Annotated in this window: 28 protein-coding genes; 1 reads left to right on the forward strand and 27 read right to left on the reverse strand. The window is 48.2% G+C overall.

Annotated features, from left to right (window positions below; all coding sequences use genetic code 11):
* Positions 1-616: 616 nt before the first annotated feature.
* The 7 genes from flgB to IEW11_RS19930 all read right to left on the reverse strand — a co-directional run bounded on the left by flgB (position 617) and on the right by IEW11_RS19930 (position 8,580).
* A complete protein-coding gene (gene flgB / locus IEW11_RS19900; protein WP_188532825.1) occupies positions 617-1,030 on the reverse strand; it encodes a flagellar basal body rod protein FlgB in 414 nt (137 codons plus the stop codon).
* A 459-nt stretch (positions 1,031-1,489) separates the two neighbouring features.
* Positions 1,490-2,713 (reverse strand): substrate-binding domain-containing protein, encoded by a 1,224-nt coding sequence (locus IEW11_RS19905; protein WP_188532826.1) that lies wholly within the window; start codon positions 2,711-2,713, stop codon positions 1,490-1,492.
* Between the two features lie 261 nt (positions 2,714-2,974).
* Positions 2,975-3,793 (reverse strand): sugar phosphate isomerase/epimerase family protein, encoded by an 819-nt coding sequence (locus tag IEW11_RS19910; protein WP_188532827.1) that lies wholly within the window; start codon positions 3,791-3,793, stop codon positions 2,975-2,977.
* Positions 3,793-5,037 carry an NAD(P)/FAD-dependent oxidoreductase gene (locus IEW11_RS19915; RefSeq protein ID WP_188532828.1) on the reverse strand — a complete coding sequence of 415 codons (1,245 nt, stop codon included), beginning with the start codon at positions 5,035-5,037 and terminating at the stop codon, positions 3,793-3,795. The genes IEW11_RS19910 and IEW11_RS19915 overlap by 1 nt, the downstream gene beginning before the upstream one ends.
* 11 nt (positions 5,038-5,048) lie before the next feature.
* Positions 5,049-5,363 (reverse strand): MocE family 2Fe-2S type ferredoxin, encoded by a 315-nt coding sequence (locus IEW11_RS19920; RefSeq protein WP_188532829.1) that lies wholly within the window; start codon positions 5,361-5,363, stop codon positions 5,049-5,051.
* 89 nt (positions 5,364-5,452) lie between these two features.
* Positions 5,453-6,568, reverse strand: a complete 1,116-nt coding sequence (locus IEW11_RS19925; RefSeq protein WP_188532830.1) for a fatty acid desaturase family protein — start codon at positions 6,566-6,568, stop codon at positions 5,453-5,455.
* Positions 6,569-6,594: 26 nt separating this feature from the next.
* The gene (locus IEW11_RS19930; protein WP_188532831.1) at positions 6,595-8,580 is read right to left on the reverse strand and encodes a LacI family DNA-binding transcriptional regulator; all 1,986 of its coding nucleotides are present in this window, start codon (positions 8,578-8,580) and stop codon (positions 6,595-6,597) included.
* Between the two features lie 663 nt (positions 8,581-9,243).
* Here IEW11_RS19930 and IEW11_RS19935 point away from each other — a divergent pair.
* Complete coding sequence (locus IEW11_RS19935; protein WP_188532832.1) at positions 9,244-9,435, forward strand: uracil-DNA glycosylase; 192 nt, start codon at positions 9,244-9,246, stop codon at positions 9,433-9,435.
* A 38-nt stretch (positions 9,436-9,473) separates the two neighbouring features.
* Here IEW11_RS19935 and IEW11_RS19940 read toward each other — a convergent pair whose 3' ends face one another.
* The 20 genes from IEW11_RS19940 to IEW11_RS20035 all read right to left on the reverse strand — a co-directional run bounded on the left by IEW11_RS19940 (position 9,474) and on the right by IEW11_RS20035 (position 25,947).
* Entirely contained in the window at positions 9,474-10,697 is a 1,224-nt protein-coding gene (locus tag IEW11_RS19940; protein WP_188532833.1) for a benzoate/H(+) symporter BenE family transporter, read from the reverse strand.
* A 34-nt stretch (positions 10,698-10,731) separates the two neighbouring features.
* Positions 10,732-10,944, reverse strand: a complete 213-nt coding sequence (locus IEW11_RS19945) for a hypothetical protein (protein WP_188532834.1) — start codon at positions 10,942-10,944, stop codon at positions 10,732-10,734.
* A 21-nt stretch (positions 10,945-10,965) separates the two neighbouring features.
* Complete coding sequence (locus IEW11_RS25375; RefSeq protein WP_188532835.1) at positions 10,966-11,121, reverse strand: glycerate kinase; 156 nt, start codon at positions 11,119-11,121, stop codon at positions 10,966-10,968.
* A 70-nt stretch (positions 11,122-11,191) separates the two neighbouring features.
* On the reverse strand, positions 11,192-11,266 hold the full coding sequence (locus IEW11_RS25380) for a glycerate kinase (protein WP_188532921.1): 75 nt from the start codon (positions 11,264-11,266) through the stop codon (positions 11,192-11,194).
* A 100-nt stretch (positions 11,267-11,366) separates the two neighbouring features.
* Positions 11,367-12,302 carry an NAD(P)-dependent oxidoreductase gene (locus IEW11_RS19960; protein WP_188532836.1) on the reverse strand — a complete coding sequence of 312 codons (936 nt, stop codon included), beginning with the start codon at positions 12,300-12,302 and terminating at the stop codon, positions 11,367-11,369.
* Between the two features lie 12 nt (positions 12,303-12,314).
* Positions 12,315-13,592: a TRAP transporter large permease gene (locus tag IEW11_RS19965; protein ID WP_188532837.1), complete on the reverse strand. Its 1,278-nt coding sequence runs from the start codon at positions 13,590-13,592 to the stop codon at positions 12,315-12,317.
* Positions 13,589-14,152, reverse strand: a complete 564-nt coding sequence (locus IEW11_RS19970) for a TRAP transporter small permease (protein ID WP_229725491.1) — start codon at positions 14,150-14,152, stop codon at positions 13,589-13,591. Before IEW11_RS19970 ends, IEW11_RS19965 begins: the two co-directional genes overlap by 4 nt.
* A 111-nt stretch (positions 14,153-14,263) precedes the next feature.
* Positions 14,264-15,274 (reverse strand): TRAP transporter substrate-binding protein, encoded by a 1,011-nt coding sequence (locus IEW11_RS19975; RefSeq protein ID WP_188532838.1) that lies wholly within the window; start codon positions 15,272-15,274, stop codon positions 14,264-14,266.
* A 22-nt stretch (positions 15,275-15,296) separates the two neighbouring features.
* Positions 15,297-16,274 (reverse strand): zinc-dependent alcohol dehydrogenase, encoded by a 978-nt coding sequence (locus IEW11_RS19980; protein ID WP_188532839.1) that lies wholly within the window; start codon positions 16,272-16,274, stop codon positions 15,297-15,299.
* A 46-nt stretch (positions 16,275-16,320) separates the two neighbouring features.
* Entirely contained in the window at positions 16,321-16,818 is a 498-nt protein-coding gene (locus IEW11_RS19985; protein ID WP_188532840.1) for a PPC domain-containing DNA-binding protein, read from the reverse strand.
* Between the two features lie 25 nt (positions 16,819-16,843).
* Positions 16,844-17,602: an SDR family NAD(P)-dependent oxidoreductase gene (locus IEW11_RS19990; protein WP_188532841.1), complete on the reverse strand. Its 759-nt coding sequence runs from the start codon at positions 17,600-17,602 to the stop codon at positions 16,844-16,846.
* A gap of 30 nt (positions 17,603-17,632) precedes the next feature.
* Positions 17,633-17,794, reverse strand: a complete 162-nt coding sequence (locus tag IEW11_RS19995) for a hypothetical protein (RefSeq protein ID WP_188532842.1) — start codon at positions 17,792-17,794, stop codon at positions 17,633-17,635.
* Between the two features lie 31 nt (positions 17,795-17,825).
* Entirely contained in the window at positions 17,826-18,191 is a 366-nt protein-coding gene (locus tag IEW11_RS20000) for a Rieske (2Fe-2S) protein (RefSeq protein ID WP_229725493.1), read from the reverse strand.
* A gap of 60 nt (positions 18,192-18,251) precedes the next feature.
* A complete protein-coding gene (locus IEW11_RS20005; RefSeq protein WP_188532844.1) occupies positions 18,252-19,382 on the reverse strand; it encodes an amidohydrolase family protein in 1,131 nt (376 codons plus the stop codon).
* 16 nt (positions 19,383-19,398) lie between these two features.
* Positions 19,399-20,022: a GntR family transcriptional regulator gene (locus tag IEW11_RS20010; RefSeq protein ID WP_188532845.1), complete on the reverse strand. Its 624-nt coding sequence runs from the start codon at positions 20,020-20,022 to the stop codon at positions 19,399-19,401.
* A gap of 348 nt (positions 20,023-20,370) precedes the next feature.
* A complete protein-coding gene (locus tag IEW11_RS20015; protein WP_188532846.1) occupies positions 20,371-21,258 on the reverse strand; it encodes a carbohydrate ABC transporter permease in 888 nt (295 codons plus the stop codon).
* Between the two features lies 1 nt (position 21,259).
* Complete coding sequence (locus tag IEW11_RS20020) at positions 21,260-22,177, reverse strand: carbohydrate ABC transporter permease (RefSeq protein ID WP_268237423.1); 918 nt, start codon at positions 22,175-22,177, stop codon at positions 21,260-21,262.
* A 58-nt stretch (positions 22,178-22,235) separates the two neighbouring features.
* A complete protein-coding gene (locus IEW11_RS20025; protein WP_188532847.1) occupies positions 22,236-23,528 on the reverse strand; it encodes an extracellular solute-binding protein in 1,293 nt (430 codons plus the stop codon).
* Positions 23,529-23,562: 34 nt separating this feature from the next.
* Positions 23,563-24,561, reverse strand: coding sequence for a Gfo/Idh/MocA family protein (locus IEW11_RS20030; protein ID WP_188532848.1), 999 nt, complete (start codon positions 24,559-24,561; stop codon positions 23,563-23,565).
* Positions 24,562-24,591: 30 nt separating this feature from the next.
* Complete coding sequence (locus tag IEW11_RS20035) at positions 24,592-25,947, reverse strand: ABC transporter substrate-binding protein (protein WP_188532849.1); 1,356 nt, start codon at positions 25,945-25,947, stop codon at positions 24,592-24,594.
* Positions 25,948-25,955 lie beyond the last annotated feature (8 nt).

Raw genomic sequence — 25,955 nt, forward strand, 5'->3', positions numbered from 1 at the left:
GCAATCGGCCATTTAACTCCATCGTTCTTCATTGTTATTGGCATATTCAAAGCTACATGTTAGATATGAGTAGTCTTCTCAAAGCAATAAAAAAGACTCCCGTTAGATATATGACGGCAGCCATTGATGTTTGTAGTTTATGTTTTACCTAAGCCTCTTAATTATAACTGTTCGTTGTATATTGATAAACATTTCATGCGATTGCATTTTACACTCCACATATTGAATTAGACTCTCTTTCGGCTAGAGGTGGTATAAATGGTTTATTCACGCTAACATCCCGATTTGACTTTTTTCTTTTCTTTCTGTTACTCATCAAACTCACTTCCTAAATCCATCTTAATTGAGCGTACAGATCAGCCATTACTCCTTTCGGATTCCGATTGCAAATAAACCCATTGTATACTCACCTGAGTCACAATGGGCAATCTAGATTGTTATTAACGGCACACCGAACGCTTCCTTGAAAAATTCATATCGTGATCCTTTGAATTCGAGACCAAGCTGATGCTCTATAGAAGTGGCAATAATAAATTTCACCTTAATCAACATTTCTGAAGTGATCTGCTATGAAACTCGACCCGGCTAAGTTCATTTCAATTTTATTTTGACGGTTTTATTTTAAATCCTGCAACAGCGTTTTCATTTTCGTATAGTGACCGCTTACACGTCCTGCCATATAATTATAGAACAATTGGTTCTCTGCCATCTTCGCCATTTCTGCATCGATATCGACGTTATTTCCATTATTATTTATAACTTTATCCGTCGACTCGGTGATTTTGAAAGGAATTTCTGACAAATTCATGTCTTGCTGCGGCAGATGTTTCGGATGGGTCCTTTTCATTGTTATCTGATCCTGGTTATGCTCCGCAAGAAGTTTACGTTTTAGCTCTTCCTGGAAAACAACCGATTTCGTTTTATAATTGGGCGTATCGGCATTGGCTATATTATCGGTAATGACATTGTGGCGTATGGTTAAAATATTTAACAGTGCTTCGTTCATCCTGGATCTGCTGGAATGGATCATGCTTCATTCTCCTTATCTAGAGTACACCTGCTTGCCTAAAATTTCTGCTTATTTTGTCTTCCAATTCCAAATGGAAAGCCAAATGAATATTCCGAATTGTCTTACTCTCTCATTAGACTTAACTGTTACTTTTTTATTCTGTCATTCATCCATCCATAACAGTTTGCTAAAGCATCATACCGCCTAAGTTATACTAAAGATCATTCGCTGCATCAAATATTATTATACATAACAAAATTTTCCTCTGTCAACGAACCATTTCAAAATACCCCTGTCACATAAGCCTAGTAGCTCACTTCACCCTTTGGCTTATAGAGCAACTTGCTACGAAAAAAAACCGTATCGACGAAAGTATCTGTTAGAGACAGAGTTTCACCAACTGGAGAATGCGTGCCTCTGGGCACGCCGTACACAAAAAAAGACTGCCGAGATTTTTTCTCGACAGTCTTCCCGTTCAAGTTATTTCTTTGCAGCATCCTGTACTACTTTCGGCGCATCGGCACTATACACCGTTTTCCAGGATTCCAGAATGTTTTCCTGTGTAACTTGGAGAGCCGGTACAGCTACATAGGAAGGCGTTTCTTTGCCGAGCAATGCATAACCGGCCAGAATCGCTTCAGAAACACCTTGGTCGTAAGGCAGCTGTGCGCCCAGGCCCTTGATCATGCCGCCCTGTGCAATATTCAGCGCAACATTGGAGCCCAAGTCAATTGTAGTAATGGCCAGGTCCTCTCTGCCTGCAGCGCGCGCAGCAGCCAATGCTCCTTCAGCAGGTGTGTCCCATACAACAAAGAGGCCCTTCAGGTTCGGGTTCTTCGTCAGCATGGCGGAGCCTACCTTCTCACCGTCATTAGGACCCGCGATTCCGCCGCGATCGACAATCTTGATATTCGGATACTCTTCTGTAATCGTCTTTTCAAACGCTTCTGTTCTCTGTTTGGTTACGAAGAAATCCGCATCGTGGAAGATCACGCCGATATCGCCTTCCTCGCCGATTGCTTTCGCCAAAATATGCGCAGCTTCTACGCCATTGCCGTAGTTGTCTGCGGAAACTACGCTCACGTATTCCTCACCGTGCACCATGCCGCTTGGTTTGTTGTCCATAAATACCAGCTTAACGCCCTGAGCGGCTGCTTTCTTGAAAGCATCTGCGGTTGAAACCGGATCAACAGGGATACTCACGATAATATCCGGCTGCTGCGCCATGATTGTTTCAATATTAGCAACTTGCGTTTCCGCTTTGAAATTCGCGTCCGTCGTGGCGATGACTTGAATGCCCATTTTTGCAAATGTATCTCTAAGCCCTTTCACCTGAGCAGTCGACCAGTCGTTGCCTGCATAATGCAATGCGATTGCCGCTTTGTAGTTGCCTTCTTTAATTTTTGCTACATCTTCAGCCGTCAGCTCGAGCGTTTTGGCGGATACTGCGCTTTCACCATCCGGTCCTTTACTCAAAATTTCTTTATCCGGAAGATTCATGTTGACTGTAATGGAGCCCTCCGCGTTACCAGCCGGCTCCGCCGTGTTTTCACCTGCGTTATTCGTACCGGCCGAGGCATTGTTTTCCGATGCGCCTGCCGATGCATTGCCATTGCTATTCGATTCATTCGTGCTTCCACAGCCGGCAAGTACAATACTGAACATCAAAATGACAAGAAAGAATCCGGAAAAAAGCTTTTTCATAGATATTTACCCCCAATAATAAATTGAAATTCGGTTGCAACGCATTTTCTTTCATTCTAAAGTCACAACGGTAAAGAAACGAATCACCGGTTACATAGAGATCCCCCCTTTCAATTTTATTGCCAATTCCATGTAAGCGCTATTATTATTTTCAATTTAAAACGGTCCGTTTACGACATTCCACCAAAAAGACCAAATTAATGGATTAAAAGCCACGATATGCTTGACGCCAACCTCCTTAGCGGCGTCAAGCATCCTTCATCACGGTCGCAGCGAATGTTCAAACCGTTCCTTCATCCACAGGCATACTTGCCATAAATCCGATACCGGTTGGTTGGTAAACGGCAGCATCGGCATATAATTAGCAGGCCCGAACTCCGGTGTGAACGTCAGGTTAGTACCATCTTTTACTCTCGCTTCAACGATCCGTTTCCACCAGCCTTCGTGCATCTCCAGCTCCGTCGCGTATTCAGGCGCGGCTGGATGGGGAACCTGCGGCCCCTGGGCATAACCTACCCGTGTATGAATATGAATCGTACGCTCTATTGCGAGCGCTAAATCCTCCACCTGATCCTCGAGCAGCGATTCGCACACACATACCCAGTGGCTAAAATCTGCTGTAAGCTTCAGTTCCGGGTATTTGCGGAGGAGCGCCGCCGTCGTCCATGGCGTAAACATCGCGCGCCCCCTATGGGTTTCATGCCCGACCGGAATGCGTAACTGTTGTTCAACGGCAAGCGCCTGTTCGAAATAGGCCGCCTGTTCGCCGAACGTCATAACATCCCGTGCGCTGTGCGAGTTGATCATAATCGGCCGCATTGACGCTGCGCGCTCGGCTTGTTCGCGGAACGACTCGGCGTGATTGTCCCCGGCCGTAAATACCATGGCAATATAGTCCAGTTTGTATTGTTCCAGCAGTCGGAGAAAATATTGGTCGTCGACCGGAGTCCCTCCGGTAATCGACAAATCCGCCGGATGCGGACTTTCGATGCCGTCGTAACCGGCAGCGGCAATCCGCTCGATCTGACTCTCCAACGGACCGTCCATTCCCCATAGTGATTTAAAGCTTTTTATCTTCATCACTGTACCACCATAGCAAGCGATCTCAGCTTCACATCTGGGTTCGCCAGTGCTTCCGGATCCGGTCTTGCTCCCTGATGAATAAGCATTTCGGAGAACCGGATGTCCTTCGCAATCTTGGATATCGGCCCGATCGCGCTGGCCGCAACCAAGCTTCCATCACCGGCAAGATGGAAATAAAACCTTCCTTCTTCGCCGATATCGCGGCTTACGATCGTTTCACCGGCATCTGTCAGGCCGGTAACCTGCAGCGTCAGCTCATATTGATCCGACCAAAACCAAGGTACAGCCTTATAAACCTTATCTGCACCCATCATGTTGTGTGCCGCAAGAGTGCCCTGATCCTGTGCATTGCGCCAAGCTTCAAGACGAATTCGTCTGCCACCATAGAATGGATGAGGGAAAGAGCAGCAGTCTCCGGCGGCATATATGAAAGGGTCGCTTGTACGGAGCATCTCATCGACACGGATGCCGTTATCGATCTCTAACCCGCACTTCTCTGCCAACGATGACTCCGGAATCGCACCGATACCGATAATAATCGCGTTGCATTCGATTGTTGATCCGTCTGCGAGTACGATCGTCTGCCGTTCCCCGTTCTTCGTTATCTTCTCGATCGGTACGCCAAACTTGAAATCCACCCCGGCTTTGCGATGCCTTGCCTCTACGACATCGGCGATTTCCTTGGGAACACCCCGCGACAAAATGCGAGGCCCAAGCTCGATCAGCGATACGGTGCAGCCGCGTTCGATTGCGCTCGCTGTCACTTCCAGCCCGATAAAGCCTCCACCGATAACGGCCACATGCATGCCGGAGTGAAGACGATCACGCAGCTTCATCGCATCGGCATAGGTCCGAAGATAAAGAACATCCGCGTCCTCGGAGCCCTCCAGCTTATACTTGCGTGGACGTGCTCCCGTCGTGAGCAGCAGCCGGAAATACGGGATTAACCTGCCGTCCTCCAGCAGAACGGTACGCCGTTCTCTATCAATGTCTACCGCGCCGCAGCCGGATATAAAAGTGATGTCATGCTGCGCCAGCCTCTCCTCGTTCAGGATCCATACGGGCGCAGGTTCATCCTTGTCAAGCAGTGTGCCTTTGGAAAGCGGCGGACGTTCATAAGGGGAAAGCCTTTCTTCCCCGATCAAAGTGATCGGGCCGGACCAGCCTTCCTCCCGAAGCTGCACGGCGGCACGCGCCCCGGCTTCGCCGGCGCCGATAATGACCATTCCGATATCTGTCATAATGATCCTCCTCAGTCGATCTGGATGAAGAGCTTGCCACCTTCAATTTTTACAGGATACGTCTTGATGGCCTCGCAGATCGGAGCGCGTTTTGCTTCACCGGTCGTGAAGTCAATCCGCCCGTTATGTTTCGGGCATTCAATGATGTTGCCCATAACAAGGCCGTCCGCCAAATGAACCTTCTCATGCGTGCAGTGTCCGGCCGTAGCAAAGCAATCCCCTTTTGCATTCCTGTACAGCGCATAGGTTTCGTCGCCATGATCGAATCTTACGACATCCTCCGTATCGATCTCATCGATTTCAACCGTTTCAATCCAAGTAGCCATAAAGTACCTCCATGATGTAAGTTATTTTATATTTTAGAAACGCTTTCATTTCGCTCATTTTCACTTTGCTCTAACGTATATATCGGATTTTATTCCGCTTTTTTTACAATCAATTCGTCTTGTTGAATGACAGTGCCATAAGGAGCAGGACCGTAGCGATACGGACGCGCCGTACTTGGCAGCGGACGTACAATGGTATAGGTCGGATCTTTGCGCTGTTTCCGCAGCGCCGCGAATATCTCTTTAAGCGCCGCATAAACGCTAGGGCTCGGCTTCGGGCAGTCCGCTTTCATTTCTTCATGAAGAGCCGGCAGTGCATGATACGGTACCATTGGAAACATGTGATGCTCAATGTGATAATTCATGTTGCAATACAAGAAGCGAATAACCGGATTCATATAAACAGTGCGCGTATTCAAGCGATGATCGAGTACATCGTCATTTAAGCCCAAATGCTGCGTCCACGCGATCAGCATAACGGCCCAAAAACCGTAAAAGGTAGGGAGTACGACAAACATCGCCGGCAGGATGCTTCCTGCATAGATGCACGCCGCGATGACCGCGATAAAGATCAGAATCCATACGCGCGCTTCCCAATAACATTTTTTGAACTCGGAGGCGGGAATATAATCCATTTCCTCTTTATCCATTTTGCCGAAGGCATGCAGGAATATTCTTCTGAGATCAGCAATCCCCCCATACACATGGAACAGTTCGCCCAGCAGCACGCGCCATACCGGCGGCCTCGGTGCATGAATCTCCGGATCACGGCCTACAATATAAGTATCCGTATGGTGACGGACATGGCTCCACCGCCAAGGCGTTGCGGGGAATAGGTTCATGAACGAGGCGATTTGGTAGATTACTTCATTCATCCAACCCGTCTTAAACATCGTACCGTGACTGGCTTCGTGCCACCGGGAATTGCCGGGCAGCGCATACACAGCGCCGTATGCGGCGAAAGCCGGAATCGCCCACCAAGTTCCCCAGGAAAGGTATGCGAGATAACCCAGAATACCCAGAATTGCGAACCAGATGATCGTATCGCGTATCGCCGGTCCGTCCTTTCGCTTCATCAGCTCTTTCATTCGTTGACGAGGAATCGGGGAAGCGTACCATTCAGCCGAGGCAATCCCGAGTTCCTGGGCCTGTTTGTTTCGCGGCCCTGTAAGACTATAATCCCTTGTTTCCATATTGACTGCCATTTTAAAATTCCTCCTTTATTCAAAATCTATGAATTTTCGTTCTTTTTCAATGCGTTGATCAGTTGAATCGGCGGCTTTTCTCTCAGCACCTCCTGCCAAGCGGTCAACAAATTATCAGGTGTGATCTTATAGGGGGTTACGCCTATAAAGGACGGAATCTTTTTGCCCAGCAGCGCATTGGCCGCCGCCATTGCCATCGCTCTTCCCTGCTCATAAGGTCGCTGAGCGCTCAGACCTTTGATGGAGCCTCCCATAGCCATGTTTAAAGCCGCTTCACTGTCCAAATCCGCTGTTACGATACTGATATCTTCACGATTTAGCTCACGCAAAGCGCTCAGTGCTTCTAATCCCGGAGCATCCCACGATACATAGAGACCCTCGATGTCGGGATGATTTTTGATCATTTCGTAACACTTGTCGAAGGCTCTTTTCTTATTAATAAAGCTTTCTACAGCTACGATTTCCAGTTCGGGGAATTCTTCGTTCAATACTTGCTCGACTGCCGCATCCCGCTGCTGTGTGGCAAAAAAAGTAGCGCCGTGCATGAGCAGCCCGATTTTTTTCTTGCCGTTTTTGGTAAGATACTCTCCGAGAATTCTGCCTGCAATTTGCCCGTTCTCCCTTTCATTGACCGAAACGCAGGTCACATAATCCTCGCGATCGAAGCCTTTGGGGACGTTATTAATCAGAACTAGCTTTGTCCCTGCATCGACAACCTCCCTGTAGCTCGGTGCCGTCAAAATTTCGTCGGCGGGAATGCTGATAAGGACATCAGGATTCATCGCAAGAATGCTGGCATGCTGTTTGTTTTGAAGCTCCGGATCAAAATGGGCGTCTGTAACGGCAAGCAATCTGATGCCAAGCTCTGAAAATACGTCCTTGATTGCTCTCTCATGCAATCTTGTCCAAGCGATTCCTCCATAATGGAAAGAAATAGCTGCCGTATAGGAACCTGCTCTAATCTGTTCAATTTCCGAGGAACTCATTTCCAGTATTTCTGGACTTTCCGCCTTTTCTCCAAACGGGCCTCTGCCAATGCTTTGTGTCGAGTTTCTTATGATGAGCTTGCTCGAGACTACTGTATCCTCCGCACTGTTCCCGGAGCCGTTTATTTTGTCCATCAATTTCTCGATAGCCTTAACCCCGATGTCTACAGGATCGAATGCTGCCGTTGTGATTGCGGGATTCAGCATAGGACTCAGCTCAAACTCATGAAGGCTGACCAGAGAAATATCATCGGGACACTTGATGTTGTTCGTGTGAAACAGCTTTAACAACTCTATTAATGCTTGACCGTCCGCACAGAGCATTGCTGTCGGTCTGTTGTCGTCCTTCAACATTCTTACAACAGAATTTTTATCAAAATGGCCTTCGGCATCGATTTGGACGACCAGCCCGGGTACGAATGGAATGCCGTTCTCCTGCAGCGCTTCTTTATACCCGTCAAGCATTTGCTTGTGACTCGAGCCGCTCTGCTTGTCGATAAAACAAATCTTATCGTGTCCGCTTTTGATAACATGATGCGCAGCCCTATATGCGTTCCCATAGTAATCGATTAATATGTTCCCTAATTGTTCCGATTTGCCGAAATGGCCGATGCTTACGGTCGGAATGTTTAACTCCTTCATCTTGAATACATCTTCATCGCTGTTTTTGTCGGGAATCGCTATGATGCCTCGAGGCTTTTCCATTCGAATGTATGCCCGGATCTTGCTTTTGTTCTCGGAATTTAATACGACAACGCTATAACCGTATTGGTCTCCCTTGCTTCTGATGCCCTTGATCATATTGACATAAAAGTAATTTTCCAGATTTTCCACCAGACACAATATGACATCCGATTTAAGGGCTTTCATGCTGCGCAATACAAAGCCTGGCTGTCCGTCCAATTCATTAATGACAGCCAACACTCTATCCGTTAGCTCCGGACTCACATATCTCGTTTTATTCACGACATGAGATACGGTCGCCACCGATACTCCCGCTTTCTTTGCTATCTCTTTAATATTCATTCTCTCTCACACCCAGTGTTATTTACGTAAAGAAAACGGATACAAGAGTAATATTCTCGATCCACCTCTCTTTTCCGTCAAACTTCCATCACCAGATTTTCATTTTTGCGTAAATATTCTAGCGATATATCTTTTATAACATATGAACTTTTAGACGTCAATCTATTTCTGTAATCGTTTTCTCCGTTTAAAAATTTATTTTACCCTGAAATAAACACATTTTCCCTCGCATAACACACCTATTTATTCCTAACTTCACCTCTTTTAAATTATTTACGTAAATAAATCAAATTATTCTCTAATCATTCGCATATCTTCTATCATAACCTCATTTATTTACGTAAATTTTATTTGAAATCAAAAATGGCAGGAGTGGACCCTGTAGGTTCCTCCCGCCATTTTCGTTGTCGCTACAATTTAATCGGCCGCTATTGCGCTTAGCTCTTTGGCAATGTTATCCGCGATGATATAATTCGCCAGCCCATCCATAGGCGTCGGGGTTTTGTTGATTGCTCATTCGTTCCGGCATCTGCCAATGACTCGCTCCTGCTCATCGAAAAGAAGCCTGTTTTCTGCAGTTTTCGAATGTAATCGTGTAAAATAGACAAGTTGGTTTATAATTAGCTTATAATAGAATTATCTTATTGCTATGAGGGATTTAAAATGACTGAATTACAACGTCCCGAGCGTATCGACTGTATGAAATGCAAACATTTTTATGTGACGTGGGATCCTAACTTTCCCAGAGGCTGCAAAGCATTCGGATTTAAGACGCATACCATGCCAAGCATCACTGTGCTGGCTTCCTCGGGCAAGCCGTGCATGAATTTTGAGCCGAAGCTGAAACCGCTGTAGCCGTCCATCAAAGAAAAACCGCCAGCCTGAGCTTCCGCTCAGGCTGGCGGTTTTTCATGTTCAATCGTTTTTGCAATGATTGCTCCGACAATTAAAGCCCAGACAGGAGCGCTGATATGGAAGAATGAAAGGGGAGACATCGCAATGACAAAGGCAAAGATCGCGCTGAAACGGTATCGGCTGTCAGAAAAAGCGGTATGGAGGCTTGAACCGAGTACGCCGATTAATGCAAATCCTCCCACCAGGGCGGCGGCGGCGACCGGCAGCGCCTGCATGAACGGAACCGTCTTTGAAGCGAATATGCCGAAAAGCAAAAGCATCACTCCGGATACAGCCGAAGCGATATAACGCTTATGCTTCTCTCCCGCACCATCCTCCGCGCTCACAGCCGTCATCATCCCTGCTACATTAGCGCTTTGGCCGCCAAACAGGGCAACCACCATCGAAGTAATGCCGCTCATCGTAATGATCTGTTTCGTTGGCGGTTTGTATTTATAGGTTTCCAGCGCCCCGATCGCCGGCACCGCGTCATTGCTCAAAATCATTAAACAGAGTGGAATGGCTAACGTAAACAATTGCATCCAGGAAAATTCAGGCTGAACCAGGTCAGGCCAAGCAAAGGGAAGGTCCCCGTTTGGAAAATGAACCCCTTCTGTAAGAAATAACACAAGGAGCGCTACAACAATCGCTCCAACAACAGGCGGTATTCGTCTGCCCCATTTCATCAGAAGGAAGTAGCTTGCCAAGGCCGATACCCCTACCAGCGGCATCACTTCGATGGACGTTATCATGCGGATAACATAAGAAGTGACCAGCCCGGCCAGCATGGCGGCGATCACTTCCCTGGGGAACAGCTTCATAATGAAGGTAAAAGCGCCTGTTATCCCGATCAGAAAGATAAGAATGCCGCTCAGCAAAAAACCGCCTGTCATTTCATTATAGGTGAAATGAGGAGATGCCGTTGCCAGAAACGCAATTCCCGAGAGGGAATTGGCGCAAGTGATAGGCATTCGATAGAGCAGCGGTAAAAAGATGCTAAGAACTCCTCCGAAAAAGTAAACGGCAAACACCCAGCCGATGGTTTCTGCATGTGTATATCCGCCGTTAGCCGCTGCTTCGAGGATCAGAATCGGCGGGCCGGTCATTCCTAGCGTAGAAGCAATGACCCCCGCCGAAATATTTTTGGAATTAAGATCACGTAAAGGATTATGCCAACCTCTAATTAAAGCGGCTTGCTCCTCCCCCGTATCCGATGACTTCATGTGTGCCTCCCTAATCTGTTGGTCTTTCCGCTACCTAACTGCTTGAATCAAATGAAACAAGCGCCATCGGTTGATTCACGATGGAAAAGCATGAACTGATGCCGGCCTCGTGTAATGCTGCTGTCTCTGCCCCGATGCTGCCGACAAAATCGACGCCTTGCATTTTTTCCAAGCCGATAATGTCAAGAATAGGTTCGTTTCCGGATTGCAGCTGCCCGTTTAAGAGACCAGCGAATGCCGCCCCCAAGCCTCCGCAGCACCTGCTCCGTTAATTTGCTGAGTATCCTGTCCAGCTCCTGCAGTACCACTTGGGCAAAAAGCTCCTAAGTCCTTGATCGAACTCTGCTAAGATTTCGGGCGTCGCTCCCTTCTGTGGACCGAAGATATAAGCGGCACCGCGCGGTCCGTGGAGTGGATTATTCACATCGCAGGAACCTTACAACTCGAGATTGGTCATGATCCTTTAACGGTCCACTTATTGCGGCTGTAATCAATTATCCATCGGTTGCTTTAATCAGCGCTTCTACCGTGCCTTCTCCCCCATCAGCTAATGGTAAGGCAACGATTATCGCGTTAGGGCATACACATCCTGTATCCCCAAAGCAATGGCTTCACTGCCCAAAAGGGATGAAATACTTCCTTTAAAGGAATCGATCGCTATCAATACCTTCATATCCCGCTCTCCGATCCGTTTCCAACATCATCTTGTAAAAGATGATGTTTATCAACCATTATTTTTGCCATCTCTTCATATATCTTGATCACCGAAGAAGAATCCTCACCCGCCAAGCCTCTGGCATCGGCCAATTTATAAATCTCTTTGCAGACGCTTCCCAGTAAAAGAGGCGAGCGGGTTCTGTTTCCCATGTCCAGGCAGATGTTAAGGTCTTTGTGTTGAATCGCAAGGGAGCTGCGCGGAGAAAAGTCGCGGCTCAGCACACCCGGCACTTTATCTTCAAACATCCATGAGTTCCCTGCGCTGTTCTTAATCACCTCGTATATCATTTCCGGATCCAGCCCGTTTTTCACGCCCAAGACCATCGCTTCTGCCATCGACACCAAGTGGATGGAGACCAAATGCTGATTCACCGCTTTCATTGCCTGTCCCAGCCCTTCTTCATGACCAACTTTTATTATACGGGATCCTACTTTCTGAAGGATAGGCAAACATTGCCGATAGGCCTCTTCTCCTCCGCTGACCATCAAAGTCAGCGTACCCCCGCTCGCTCCCTTGGTTCCGCCGCTCACCGGAGCGTCGAGCACCTTGATTCTCTTCTCCCGGCACATGATTTCAATGGCTCTGACCTCATCCGGAGAGACGGTGCTCGATACGATAACAATGCCATTGCGAAGCCCCTCCAGCAGACCTTCGTCTCCCTGCAGGCAGCTTACGCATTGCGAATAATTTTGTACCATCAAAAAGACGATATTCGAACGCTCTCCCACTTCCTTCGGATGATTCGCTTTGGTCGCACCCTCTCGTTCCAGCTCGTTCATAGCCTCAGCATTAATGTCATAAACGGTTAATTCGTATCCCGCCCTGCCAATATTTTTCGCCATCCGGCTGCCGATTGAACCTAACCCGATAAAACCAACCTTTTGCATTTGCAATCCCCCTTAAGAGAGCCATTCCAGCGGAGCAAGTACGATCGCCGGAAACAAAATAAGCAAGAACAGAATAACAAAATAGACGAGTAAGAAAGGCCAGATCCCTCTCAATACATCTACCAACCCGATTTTGCCGATCGAGCAAGCCACGTTCAGTACGTTGCCTACAGGAGGCGTTATTAAGCCAATGCATAGCGTGAGTATGAATATTAGTCCGAAATAGACGGGATCAATGCCTGCCTGTATGATAACCGGCATTAAGACCGGGGTGAGAATGAGGATGTTAGGCGTCAAATCCATAACCATGCCGATAACCAACACCAATAAGGTAATGACCGTCATAAGAAGCAATGGACTGTCAATGAGCGGGCCAAGCATCTCAGATACCATACCCGGCAGATTCGCAACCGTGATCAGCCAACCGGTTACCATCGCCGCGGCTGTAAGGAACATAATGACGCTCGTCATTTTGGCGGAAGCTGCTAACACCTCGAACAGTTTGGGAAGTTTTAATTGCCGGTACACGACGAAGCCGACAAAGAAAGCATAGAAAGCCGCTACTACCGCCGCTTCGGTAGGCGTAAACACGCCAAAGCGAAGCCCGACAATAATGATGATCGGCAGGAAAAGTGCCCAGATCGCTTCTCTGAGTGCAATCAGAACTTCCTTAAACCGTTTACGCGGCAGGACCGTAACCTGCTCATTGCGCATGATTAGCCACCAGGTCACACATAAGCCCAAGCCCATTATAAGTCCCGGAACAATGCCTGCTAGAAACAGCTTGGTGATCGAAACCCCGCTCGTTACGCCGAACAGTATCATCGGAATGCTGGGTGGAATGACAGGCGCAATAATACCGCCTGATGCAATCAATGCCGTCGAACGATTGCGGTTATATCCATTCCTTATCATCATGGGAATCAACAGCGCACCGATTGCTGCCGTATCCGCTACTGCCGAGCCGGAAAGACTCGCAAAGAAAAGAGATCCGATTATCGCGACGTATCCTAATCCGCCTTTGATATGTCCAAACATCGACATCGCAAAATTAACGATCCGTTGCGAAATGCCGCCTGCATTCATGAGCTCGCCTGCCAAAATAAAAAAGGGAACGGCCATGAGCGGAAAATTATCCGCACCGTTTATCAAGTTCTGAGCGATAATCAGACTATCAAAATTACCTAAATAGAGCATCATGATGACCGCGCTAAAGAGCAAAGCGAAAGCGATCGGCATTCCGATGGCCATCCCTCCCAACAACGATCCTATAAAGAGCAATAATGTCATTTGTGCCCTCCCCCTTGCAGAGATTGGTGTTGGTTATGTTCTTCAAGCGCTGCTTCTTCCGCCGAGCGCCCTGCAGTGAGCTCATCAATGGCGTCTTTATCGAACATCGCGCGAATCGAATTGAGCAAAATAATAAGCCCCATGCACACGCTGAAGAAAACGCCGACCGCATAGTTGACGGACAGCGGAATGCCCGTTGCTGACGAACGGCTATCCAGATTTAGGAGCGCCAGCGTCAAGCTGCCGTCGGCAACTAAGTAGAGGATGAATAGCAGAAGCAGATTGGTGAAGATATAAACAACGCGTTTGATTTGCTTGGGCAGATTCTTTATAAGCAAGTCGACGCCAAGATGCTCATTGTTTTTCAGTGCTCCTATTGCCCCTAGAAATATAAGAAATACAAACAGATACCGGGACATTTCCTCTGACCAAGTAATTCCCGAGTCAAACAGATAACGCAAGACTACGTTTGCAAATACAAGAATGGCCATAGACGCCAAGATGATTGCCATGGCTGAATTCAATAGTGTCAATAGAAACTTAGATAGCCGTTTCACCACTCTGTCTCCTCCTTATATTGCTGAAACTTAAATGTAAGCGCTCACATATATTGGGACATAGATTGATAGAAATAAGAGAGGGAAAATGCTTACTTTCCCCCTCCATCCTGTTTATTTTCGAACCATATCAATTAATTCTTTGCCGATGGTCGGTTCAAAGTAAGTGTAGACTTCTTCCACTTTGGCCCGGAACGCCTCCTGATCGACTTCCGTGATTTCCATTCCCTCAGCGGTTAAATCCTCCAACAGCTTCGCCTGATTTTCCTGACTCACCTCTCGCTGGAAGTCTCTTGCTTCAATCGCCGCTTCCTCGATAACCGTCTTCAAATCATCGGGCAGACTGTCGTAAAATTTCGAGCTGATCATGACAGGAGACGGCGAGTATTGATGTCCAGTTAGCGAAAGATATTTCTGAACTTCGTAGAACTTTGAGCTGTGAATATTAGGAACTGGATTCTCTTGTCCGTCCACCACCCGGCCTTCCAAGGCCTGGAACAGCTCAGCAAATCCCATTGGAGTGACGTTAGCTCCCAATACTTCAAAGGTTTTCAGGGATGCCTTGTTTTCCGGAACCCTGATTTTCAAATCTTTCAGATCGTCTGGAGTTACAATAGGGTGCTTCGAATTGGTAATGTAGCGGGACCCATTCTCCCAATATGCAAGCCCTTTCAAATTTCTTTCCGGAAGAAAACTGAATAAGGTGTCGCCAAGCTCACCGTCCAGCTTGTCATAAGCATCCTGAGGATCTTTAAAAACAAACGGGAGCTCTAAAACGAGATATCTTTCATCGATCACCCCGTATGTGCCACCAGTGATCACCATTTGCACGATATTGTTTTGCACACTTTCGATGACCTGCCGTTCTCCGCCCAGCTGTGCACTATGGTAAATCTCCACCTTCAGCCTTCCTTCCGAGTTCTCTTCAACTATCTCTTTGAATTTCTCAGCACCTTGATTCCAGTGGCTGTCCGGTGCAAGCAGATGCCCCAGTTTTATCGTGTAGCTCTCTGAGGAGCCTGACGCACCCGAACCGCCCCCGCTGCTGCCGCTCGCTGAGCATCCAATAAGCACAAGCACCATGACCATCGCGGTGGTAACCGTTATCAACCTTCTATTAAACATTCGTATGCTCCCCTTTTGTTTATTATGGTTTGAGCAGAATCTTCACCTGATCTTCATCTTCGCTGAATTTCTTCATCGCTTCATTTACTTGGGACAACGGATAGGAATCCGTAATTAACGCTTTAATATCGATATCGCCCTGGACCACAGGCCGCATCAACAGCGGCACCCAAATTCTCAAAAACTCCGGGCTATGGTGCATGAGGGCATTAAACCGGATGTCAATCGCATGATGATGTAAACGATGAAGACCCACATTGATGGGGGACATCATATCCGGCAGCGAGCTTAAAACCCCTTCATCCCTTGTAATATCAATACACATATTAAAATAATCTTCGGTACGGGGATTCCAGTAACCACATGAATGCAAAGTCGTATCGACACCTTTTCCTTTCGTTAATTCCTTGATTTCTTCTCTGACATCTTGGGTATTTGTGTTCAAAACGAAGTCTGCACCGATTTTTTTCGCAAGTGCCAGATGTGCATCCGAATAATCAACGGCAATGACCTTGTGCGCACCGCGTTTTTTTAGGCCCTGCACCGCGATCATCCCTTGAAAATTCAATCCCGCAACGAGCGCAATATCACCTAACTGGACACCGCTGTGAAATACACCGAACATCCCTACACAGATCGGCTCCCCGAGGCAGGCGATTTCCATATCCAAGCCATCGGGAACTTTTATGAAATTTTGCACGGGACCCTTAAAATAATGGGAGAATGTATTCAAAGGCCCGAACGCCATTACCTTATCTCCGACTTTAAATTCCCTGACCTTCTTCCCGATCTCTACGACTTCACCGCCACCCTCGTGCCCGATGTGGGCAAAGCTCGGAAGGTCGCTTGGCATATGCATTCCGGACCAAGCCCTTAAATCCGCATCGCAGATGGATGCTTGCGTCATCTTCACGAGGATTTCATCCTCCGCAAGCTCTAACTGCCGGGTAATTGTATCAAGCGTTCTCGTTCCCGACATATAAATACTGATGCTTTCCATGGCGTTTTACTCCTTTCGTTTATAAGGACGTCACCCCTCTGCTCGATTAAAAAAAGCGTGATCCAACTTTTTTGGGGACGGTTTGCACAAAACCGGTTTCTTCATCATGCTCGCGATGCAGCACGATGTTTTCGCTCTCCACGATTATGATTTCAAGCGTATTCAACACGGTGCAAAAGCCGCGTTCAATATGTCCGCCGAACACCTTCTGGTTTTTATCGACCATCACCGTATGCAGGTGGATAAACATGCCGTCCTCGCGCTGGCAGATCAATCCCTGGCCGGATAACAGCTCCACCGGTCCTTCGGCAGTCATTTTATCGGTAAAACTTGCGCCTGTCTTCGAATTGGGATCCGGTTGAATGGCCTGATACTGCGCCGTCTTTAAGCTGCCAATCATGCTGGCAATCCCTCCGGCCTTGATGTTATATTTCCGGCATACCTCAATGATCCCCAAGATGACATCGCTCCCAGGCAATATTCTGGCTGCTATCACCCGATTCGATTTCCCTTCCGCCGACCAAAAGCGCTGTTCCGTTCCCATATAACCTTGCCTCCCTCGTATGAATTTAGACAACCTTGCCGATCGTCGTTAAGCCTCCATCAACCGCCAACGTTTGCCCTGTAATAAAATCCGATCTTTCTGAAGCGAAGAACAGCACCGCATTGGCAATATCCTCGGGCTCGCCTACTTTGGAAACCGGGATCGTTCTGGCCAATTCCTCTTCATGATCAGCTAACCAGGAAGAGCTCATTCGAGTCCGGCAAGGCCCGGGGGCAATCGCATTGGCGGTAATGCCGTAAGCAGCGCCTTCCTTAGCCGTCGCAATCGTAAAACCGACGATCCCCGCTTTGCTGGCGGCATAATGCGAAGTTCCGACAAACCCGCCGCCCATCATGGCAGCGATGGAGGAGATATTGATGATTCTGCCAAATCGCTGTTTTTTCATCACAGGCAGTACGTATTTCGTGCAGAGATACGGACCTCTAAGATTGACATTTAATACGAGATCCCAATCCTCTACGCTGATTTCTTCCATCGGCTTGCCCTGCGTGACGCCGGCGCTGTTGACCAGAATTTCGATCCGGCCATAGTGCTCAAGCACGCGTTCTATCATTAGAGCTACACTTTCTTCTTTTAAAACGTTTACATTTACATATAAGGCATCATTACCGGAATCTTTCAATTCCCGCTCAAACTCCAGCCCTTTTTCTTCTTCCCGATCAGCGATAACTATTTTTGCACCGCCCTTGGCCAGCTCAAGCGAAAATTCTCTTCCCAGCCCCATGGCCGCACCGGTTACAATTGCCACTTTCCCTTCAACCATTGATCGCTGCCTCCTTCATCCCACTTTGCTTCATGAACGCCGTTCATTGTGAATATCCACCATATGATAAGCCCATTCCCGCGCCTCCGGCCAGGCTTTATCAAACTTGGCGACCCAATCTTCTTCGGAATCATCATAGACGACAACATATTCCTCCGGAAACTCAATCACTTTCAACAGCTCTTGCTTCATAGCGCTCACCCGAATCGCTTTCTATGGCAAGTTACCATACCTTTATTTGCCCCTCTTCAACCTTCACATTGTACGACCTTATCTTAATATCCGGAAAAGCCAGGCAGTCGCCTGTTTTGATATCGAATTCCAATCTATGCCATGGACAATAGACGATTTCGCCTTCGCGGTCCCATGTGCGTTTCCAATCGGTATCTTTATTCGCTACAAGCGTACCGGAAACTTTCCCTTGGCAAAGGGGGCCGACCTGATGTGGGCATAGGTTGGGAAGAGCATAGAACTCTCCGTTCACATTAAACACCCCGATTTCCCTGTTATCCACCTTGACCACTTTGTGAGAGCCAACCGGAAATTCCTCAACTGTGCCTACCACATATTCCCTCGCTACTTTCTCCATTCCCGCCATCCTTTCTGCGCCAATGTATTTTAGGATCTGAACCAATTATGCAAAACGGCTTTATTTCGCTGTGCTTCCTACCTTAAATTTGTTGCGTCGGCCAGTGGCATCGATATCGAAAAACCGCAAGGCGTTCTCGCCCATGATTTTACGTTTTACCTCCGGCGAAAACGGCATATTAAACACTTTACGTGGATGGTCAAAGTCGTGATGAGGCCAGTCAGACGCAAACATGGTTGTATTCTCGCCTTCGTACATCTCCATGAGCTGAATCAGATGCTTTGCATTCTCAGGCTCTTCGATCGGCTGTGTGGCATAGTAAAACTTTTTGATATAATGGCTTGGCGGATGCTCGAGGAACGGGATGTCCCGTCGATTTTCCACGTATTCCTTATCCAGCCGCATCATAATGAACGGCACCCAGGATACCCCGGCTTCCGTAAAGCAAATTTTCAGTTTCGGGAATCGGACGGGCACGCCGGTTTCAATCATTTTCAGCATATTGGCCATCATGGAGAAGGAATGAACGAGTGAATGTTGGGCGAAAAAGGTTTCGTATTGGTGAAGGTTAAAAGGGAAGTGGGGAACTAAGGTGGTCGCCGCATGAAGCAGAACAGGCAAACCCGCAGCTTCGGCAGCGGCAAAGATAGGGTCATATTTCACGTGTCCCCAAAGCGTATCCAGTCCGGAGCAAGGGAGATATATACCGACAATGCCTTCTTCATTGGCATACTTTTCGATTTCCTTTGCCCCGCCTTCCGGATCTTGTGGGGCAACCATGATAAGGCCTTTCAAGCCTTGTTCCTTATCACACCATTTATCTACGATGTAGGCATTGTAGGCGCGGGTTAATGCTGAGGCATAATCTTTCTGGGGCAGGACAGCGACGCCGAGGAGGTGATCGGGAAACAAGATCCCGATATCGATGTTCATGTCTGAGAGCTCTTTTTTCATCTGTGCCGGCGTCTCGACCGTCAACCGGTCATTGCCCCCCGGCCAAAGCGGGAGATTCTCCGCAAAATTGGGAGAGTAACCGGGGATGGATAGGTACCGCCATGGAACATTGCTGACGTGCTCGAGCGACTTTCGCCAAGGCATATCCATGTAAGGGGCGAGCTCGGTAGGCGTATCATTCACATGGACATCCAGATCGACAATTACGATATCTGACAAGCTATCTCTTTTGCTCATTTCTCATTCCTCCGCATCACTTTATGATTTTTCCGTTTTGGATATGTTCATCCAGCCTTGCGACAGCTAACTCGAGATTACCTTGCTTGAGCGCCTCCAAAATGTTTACATGCTCTTCAATCGCGAGAGCCATTCCTTGCCGCTTTTTCAGATTGTAAGTCGTTTTTAAGAAGAGTCTTTCCCTGATATTGGCCATCGTTTGGAAGAAAAGCCCGTTGCCTCCGACCTGGATCAAATATTGATGATAGTCGGCATCGAGCTGCGCGAAGGATAAGTAATCCTTATTTTCCACACATTCAAGCTGGTCTTGGATGATCTCCTCCAAATTTTCGAAATCCTCTTCCGTCAACAAATCGCCCAGCTGCTTCATTGAAAACGTCTCAATCGCCAGTCGCATATCAAAAAAATCGTTAATCTCATTAATTGTGGGCTCCTGAATCACAATGCCCTGATTGGAAATGATCTTCACAAAGCCTTCCTGCTTAAGGCGCTGCAGCGCAGCAACGATCGGCGTACGGCTCATGTTCAGCTCTTCAACCAGCTGATTCTGCGAAGTATAGTTTTCCTCGCCAAAATCCCCCCTCATAATTTTTTCCTTGATTTTTACATAAGCGATTTCACTCAATGGAACTTTTTTCATATGGCCCTCTCCTAGCTTGAATAAAAGTTGTGATCTTTTTCTCTATAGGTTGAATTTAAGTTGAGTTACAATTGTATTCAACTTGAATTCAAGTTGTATATTTGTATACTAACATGACGTTTTATAATTGTAAACGCTTTTTTATCCTTTTTTTCTCAGAAAAGGCGCTTCAACATAAGAGAGGGGTTAAATCGATGAAATACATGGACTTTTTGGAGCTAAACTAATTGAAACGACTGCCAAGTCTTTGTCGGCGGAAATCCATTCGATAATTCAAATGAAGACACCGACAGCGGTGTCTTCATTTGGTACGGTCGGATGGGTTTATTTACATGAATCGCACCATGCCTATCCCTTCACTGCCCCGTTCGTCAGCCCAGCCACAATATACTTTTGGAACAGCAGCGCCAGTAGAATCGGCGGAATGCTGATGATCACACCTCCGGCGGACATCATGCCGTAGTCGACGCTGAATTGGGTGGAAAATTCCCCAATCGCAAGCGAGATCGTCTTGGCGGTGCCGTCATTGACGAAGACTAGCGCCAGCAGAAATTCATTCCAGATCGTCAGAAAGCTGAGAATGCCGGTTGCCACAAGACCCGGAAGAGAAATCGGCAGCAGAACACGGAACAACGCTCCAAGCCTTGAGCATCCGTCAATGCGCGCTGACTCCTCCAATTCTCGCGGCAGCGTCGTGAAGAAACCCGCCATAATCCAAATCACATACGTGACGGTAATTGAACAGTAAATCAGGATCAAGTTGATAAAAGCATTGCTCATCTGCAGGTCACGCAGCAGCAAATACAGCGGGATGATAATGGCTATTGGCGGCAGCATCTGCACCCCGATCGCCAGCATGAGCAGTGCGTTTTTAAACCGGAAACGGAGTCTGGCGTAAGCATAAGCGGCCAGGGTGCCGAAGAACAGCGACAATGCGGTGACACTGCCTGCGATCAACAGGCTGTTCACGAGCGATTTCTGAAACATTTTCGCCGGACCTGTCAGAGACGCCCCCCGGAAGCTGATTTCCTTGCCGAACAGGATGGAATTGTAACGGTCCCACGTCGGCTGCTCCGGAATCCATCGCTTCGGCGTCATGATCAGCTCTTCGTTGCGGGTTATGCTGGAAATAAACAACCAAGCGAACGGCAGAATCGTTTCGAGAATAATGAACAGCACAAGCAAGTACAGTCCAATCCGGTACAGCCATTGTTTTTTCATTCGTGATCGTACCATATTAATCAGCCTCATCTGTTTTTAATAAGCGCATGTATACGAGCGAAATGGACAGGACGACAAACGCGACCAAAAATGAAATCGCCGACCCCATGCCGAAGTTCAGCTTGCCGAACGTCTGGAAGTAAGTAAAGAACGAGATGACCATCGTTCCGTCTGCCGGGCCGCCCTTGGTCATAATGTATACGATGTCGAACACGCCGAAGCACTGCATTGTGCGCAGCACAAGAATGACCAGCAAAATCGGTTTCAACAAAGGCAGCGTAATGCTGAAAAAGCTTCGCCATACGCCGGATCCGTCGATTCGGGCGGCCTCGTATAAATCTTTGGGAATGGTCTGCAGCCCTGCCAAAAACATGATCACATAGAGCGGAATCACCTTCCAGGTATCGGCTAGAATAACCATATTAAGCGCCAGCCAAGGTTTGCTAAGCCACTGAATGGGCTCGCTGATGATACCTATCTGCAGAAGTATCCCGTTCAACGCGCCATAGCTGGAATTCAGAATCCATTCCCACATGACCCCGTTGACGATATTTGGAATCGCCCAAGGCAGCAGGATGAGGGCGCGAACGAATCCCCGCCCGTAGAAAGGCTGGTTGAGCACCAGGGCAAACGTCAGCCCGGCAACAGTCTGGACGCTCAAGGAGATCAGGACGAAATAGAAGGTTCGCCCCAGTGCGGCCCAAAAGGCCTGGCTGGATAATATTTCAATATAATTATTTAATCCCGCAAACGAACGGACGGGATTGAGAAGACTCACATTGTTCAAACTGAGCCAAAATGAATAAAGCACCGGATAAATGGTAAGCCCGAAGATCAGGAGGATGCTGGGAAGTACCAGCACCCATGCCAACCGGCGCTCCTGTGATTCTGCGGTTCGAATACGTAATGGGTTTTTATGAGTGTCTATGCGCACAGGATTCCTCCTTAAAGAAGGGGGGCAGCGCCCCCCTCGTTATTCATACCGGAATGAATTATTTGATCTCTTTGCTGTCGATCTCTTGCTTCGCGTCATCCAGCGCTTGCTTTGGCGTTTTCTCCCCTACCAGCGCGGAAGTAACCGCAAACTGCATAATGTGGGACCATTCCGAATAGCCCGCAATGTTAGGCCGGTTGACCGCATAATCAAATTGCTCGGTCATCATGCCAAGGTCCGGATATTTCGCTAGCAGTTCTTCATTATCGACGAGATCCTTCCATACAGGGAGGCTTCCGATATAATCGTTGACGATAATCTCGCTTCGCTTTTCATTAATGAAATCAATCAGGTTCCATGCCCAGTCTTTGTTCTTTGAAGTTGCCGCAATCCCCAGGGCGCCGCCACCGGTTACCGTGGCACTCTCGCTCTTGCCTTCTACACCCGGGATAAAGGCCAGTTTAATGTCTGGATTATCTTTCAAAGCGTTAACAGCAAACGACCAGTTCATCATGAACGGGATCCCGCCTGCAGCATAAGCATTCAACACGGTACCGTCATTTAACGACAAGGAGGACGGGTCCGTAAAATCCTTGTCATTCAGCGAGTTAACCATGAACTCAAGCGCTTCCAGCGCTCCGCCTTCGTTAAATACCCAGTTTCCTTCCTCATCCTGAAACTGTCCGCCAAACGATTCGACCAGCAGCGTATAATCGCAGATCAGTCCTTCCGCCTGCGTCCAGCCCCATACGATCCCGTATTTCGCGATGCCCTGCGCTTTCAGATCCTTCGCGATCGCGTTCAATTCATCCCACGTTTGCGGCGGTGCATCATAACCGCCATCCTTCAGCATTTTTTCATTGTAATACAAAAATTTGCCTTCGTTGCTGACGGGTAACGCGTATAGATTGTCATCAATAACACGCTGATCATAGGAGATCGGTACGATCTGATCCTTCAAGCCCTCTTCTACATAAGAGTTCAGCGGCTCAATAAATCCGGCTGTTGCAAATTCGGCTGTCCAGACCGTATCGACCAATACGATATCTACGTTCGCATTGCCGCCTGCCAGACTGGTCACTACTTTGTCATGGAGACTATTGTAGTCCGTCGTTATAAATTCCACCTTCACACCATGCTCCTGCTCGAAGGCGGCTCCGATGCGTTCGATGAACGGCGCGAAGGTCGTATCAACGATCATGGTCAGCTTTTCCGGCTTCGCAGTCTCCTGCCCTGCCCCTGTATTACCGGCTTGTGAAAGATTGTTGCCGCCGCCGGAAGAGCATCCTGCGACGACGATCATCATTACGGTCAACAGAATTGCTAGTGTTTTTTTGGCATTCCATTTCATTGTTTTTCCCCCTATACAATTTGTGTACAGCCGTTTACTCGCCCAGTATACTGCTCAGCTCAATCTTGCGGCCCGAGCGCCAGGATTCGGCCGCCGCCTCATTGATCAGCGTCAGCAGTATGGCGTCCTGCTTCCTGATTTCAGGCTTGTATTCGCCTTGAATCGCCATCGCCCACTGCTCCATCGGCATTGGCAGCCGTCCCGGAAGATTCACCTCTTCCCATTGTCCGCCCGCCATTTTTTGACGCGCATGGCCGTCTTCAATCATAATGCTCCCTTTGGTACCGTGCAGCTCCATCTGAAAGAAATTCGCGCCGGATGTGAAGCCGGTTTCAAGAATGCCCAGCGCGCCGGACTCATATTCCACAGTCGCCAGGGCGTGCACATCGACTTCATAACCCTCTGGTATGACAAAATGCGCCGATACCGACTTGGCCCTCCCACCCAGCCTATTGGTCAAGTAGATAGGATGGGCGCCCAAATCGATGAACGCACCGCCTCCGCACAGTACCGGATCGTAAAAGTGCTGTGGAAGCCAGCCTTCGGGATGCTGCTCGGTTGATACTGCTCCGTCATGGGCTACCCGGAATCGAACGGTATTGAGCTCCCCCAATAAGCCTTCGTTCACGGCCTCCTGCGCGTATAGATAATATGGCTCAACAAGACGCGGCATCGATACCATCAGCTCTACGTTATTCCGTTCCACAGCATCATAGATTGCTCTGCAATCCTCAACGGTAAAAGCCAGTACCTTCTCCGTGAAAATATGTTTGCCGCTTTCGGCTGCCTTAATGATCAGATCCCTGTGCATATTCGTCGGTGTCGTGATCACGACCGCATCAATGTCCGGATCGGCCAGCAGGCGGTCAAGCTCCTCCTCAAACCGGACGCCAAGATCCTTCGCCCAGGCTTCTCCCCGGACGGGGTCCTCGTCCCAGATCCGTACAATTTCAATGTCCGGGTTTTGCAGCGCTTCATTCATGTAATCGACCCAGTGAACATGCCATTTGCTCAGCAATGCAACGGATAACATCTGTATTCCTCCTATAAATGAGTTTGATATTTACTCGGTAGTAATCGGGTTGCCTTCTGTTCGAATCTTCTCAAGTCCTTCCTCCAAATCCATTTGACCGGAGAAGATAAGACCCATCGTTTTGTACCAAATCTGCACCCATTCCATGTAATTTTTCGTTACCGGCATGGTGACGGTATCCCCGTTAAACGCTTCGACGAAAACGCTTGTATCGATCCCCTGTTTTTTGTAATAGTCCACAAATTTCCCGATGGAATCCTGGTTCATCGGCAGTACCGTTCCGGTCTGGCCAAGAATATCCTGGCTCCCCGGGCTGTTAATAAATTTCATGAATGCCCATGCTTCTTCTTTATAGCGGGTCTGTGCGCTAATATGATCGGCAAGCCCATTAACCCGAACGACGCGTTTATTGTTCGGACCGGCCGGGAATTGGGCGATCCCCCACTCAAATCCTGCCTTTTGCTGGATCGGTATGATCTGCCACGATCCCGTTACCCACAGCGCGGTTTGCTCGGAGAGGAACATCTTATCCGAGCCGGCGACCTTCACATCCGTATATACCGGAGACACATGATATTTGAACACAAGGTCATGCAGAAATTGCAAGGTTTCAAACATCTTGTCTTCTGGCTTGAACTGTCCACCCGATAAAATTTCCGCATCATTGGATGCGACAAATCCGATCAGGTCCCCCGGGTCCCACACTCCGCGGTCCGTATAGTTAAAGCCGTACTGAACAATGTTATCCGGATCGAAGCCCTCCTCGCCCGGATGTTTACCGCCGGCATCAATCGTCAATTTTTGCAAAAATTCGACAAGCGAGCCGCCGTCTGTCGGATTCCAGCTCAGATTATCCGGATAATGATCGAAGCCTGCTCTATTCAGCAGCTCCTTGTTGTAGAAGACCCCCAGCGTATCCCAGTCCTTGGGAATGCCATACTGCTCGCCATTATACTCGAAACCTTTGACCAGCTCGGCATTTAAGCTGTCAAGATTGAACTGATCCGACTCGATGTAGTCCGTGATCGGAAGCAGTGCGTTTTTGTCCGCCAGACTTGGGACCTGGGGAATAAATCCCCAGAAGATGTCTGGCGCAGAGCCGCCGGCGATTTCGGTCATCAGCTTCTCCCAGTAGTTGTTCCAGGGAACAACTTGGATATCAACGCTAATATTCGGATGGCTTTCGTGGAAGTTAGCAATGATTTTCTCGTAAGCGGGCACCTGATTGATATCCCAAATCATATACCTCAGCGTTACAACATCCTTCAGCGGTGTATCGACGAGCTCATTGCCGACCGTACGTGATCCAAAGTGAAACGGGTTACTGCAGCCGGCGAGCAGTATAGCAAGCAGGATTACCGTAAAAACGCATGGAAGTTTCTTCATAATCAACA

Origin of the sequence: Paenibacillus abyssi, from assembly GCF_014640295.1 — a bacterium.
Lineage (GTDB): Bacteria > Bacillota > Bacilli > Paenibacillales > Paenibacillaceae > Paenibacillus_D > Paenibacillus_D abyssi.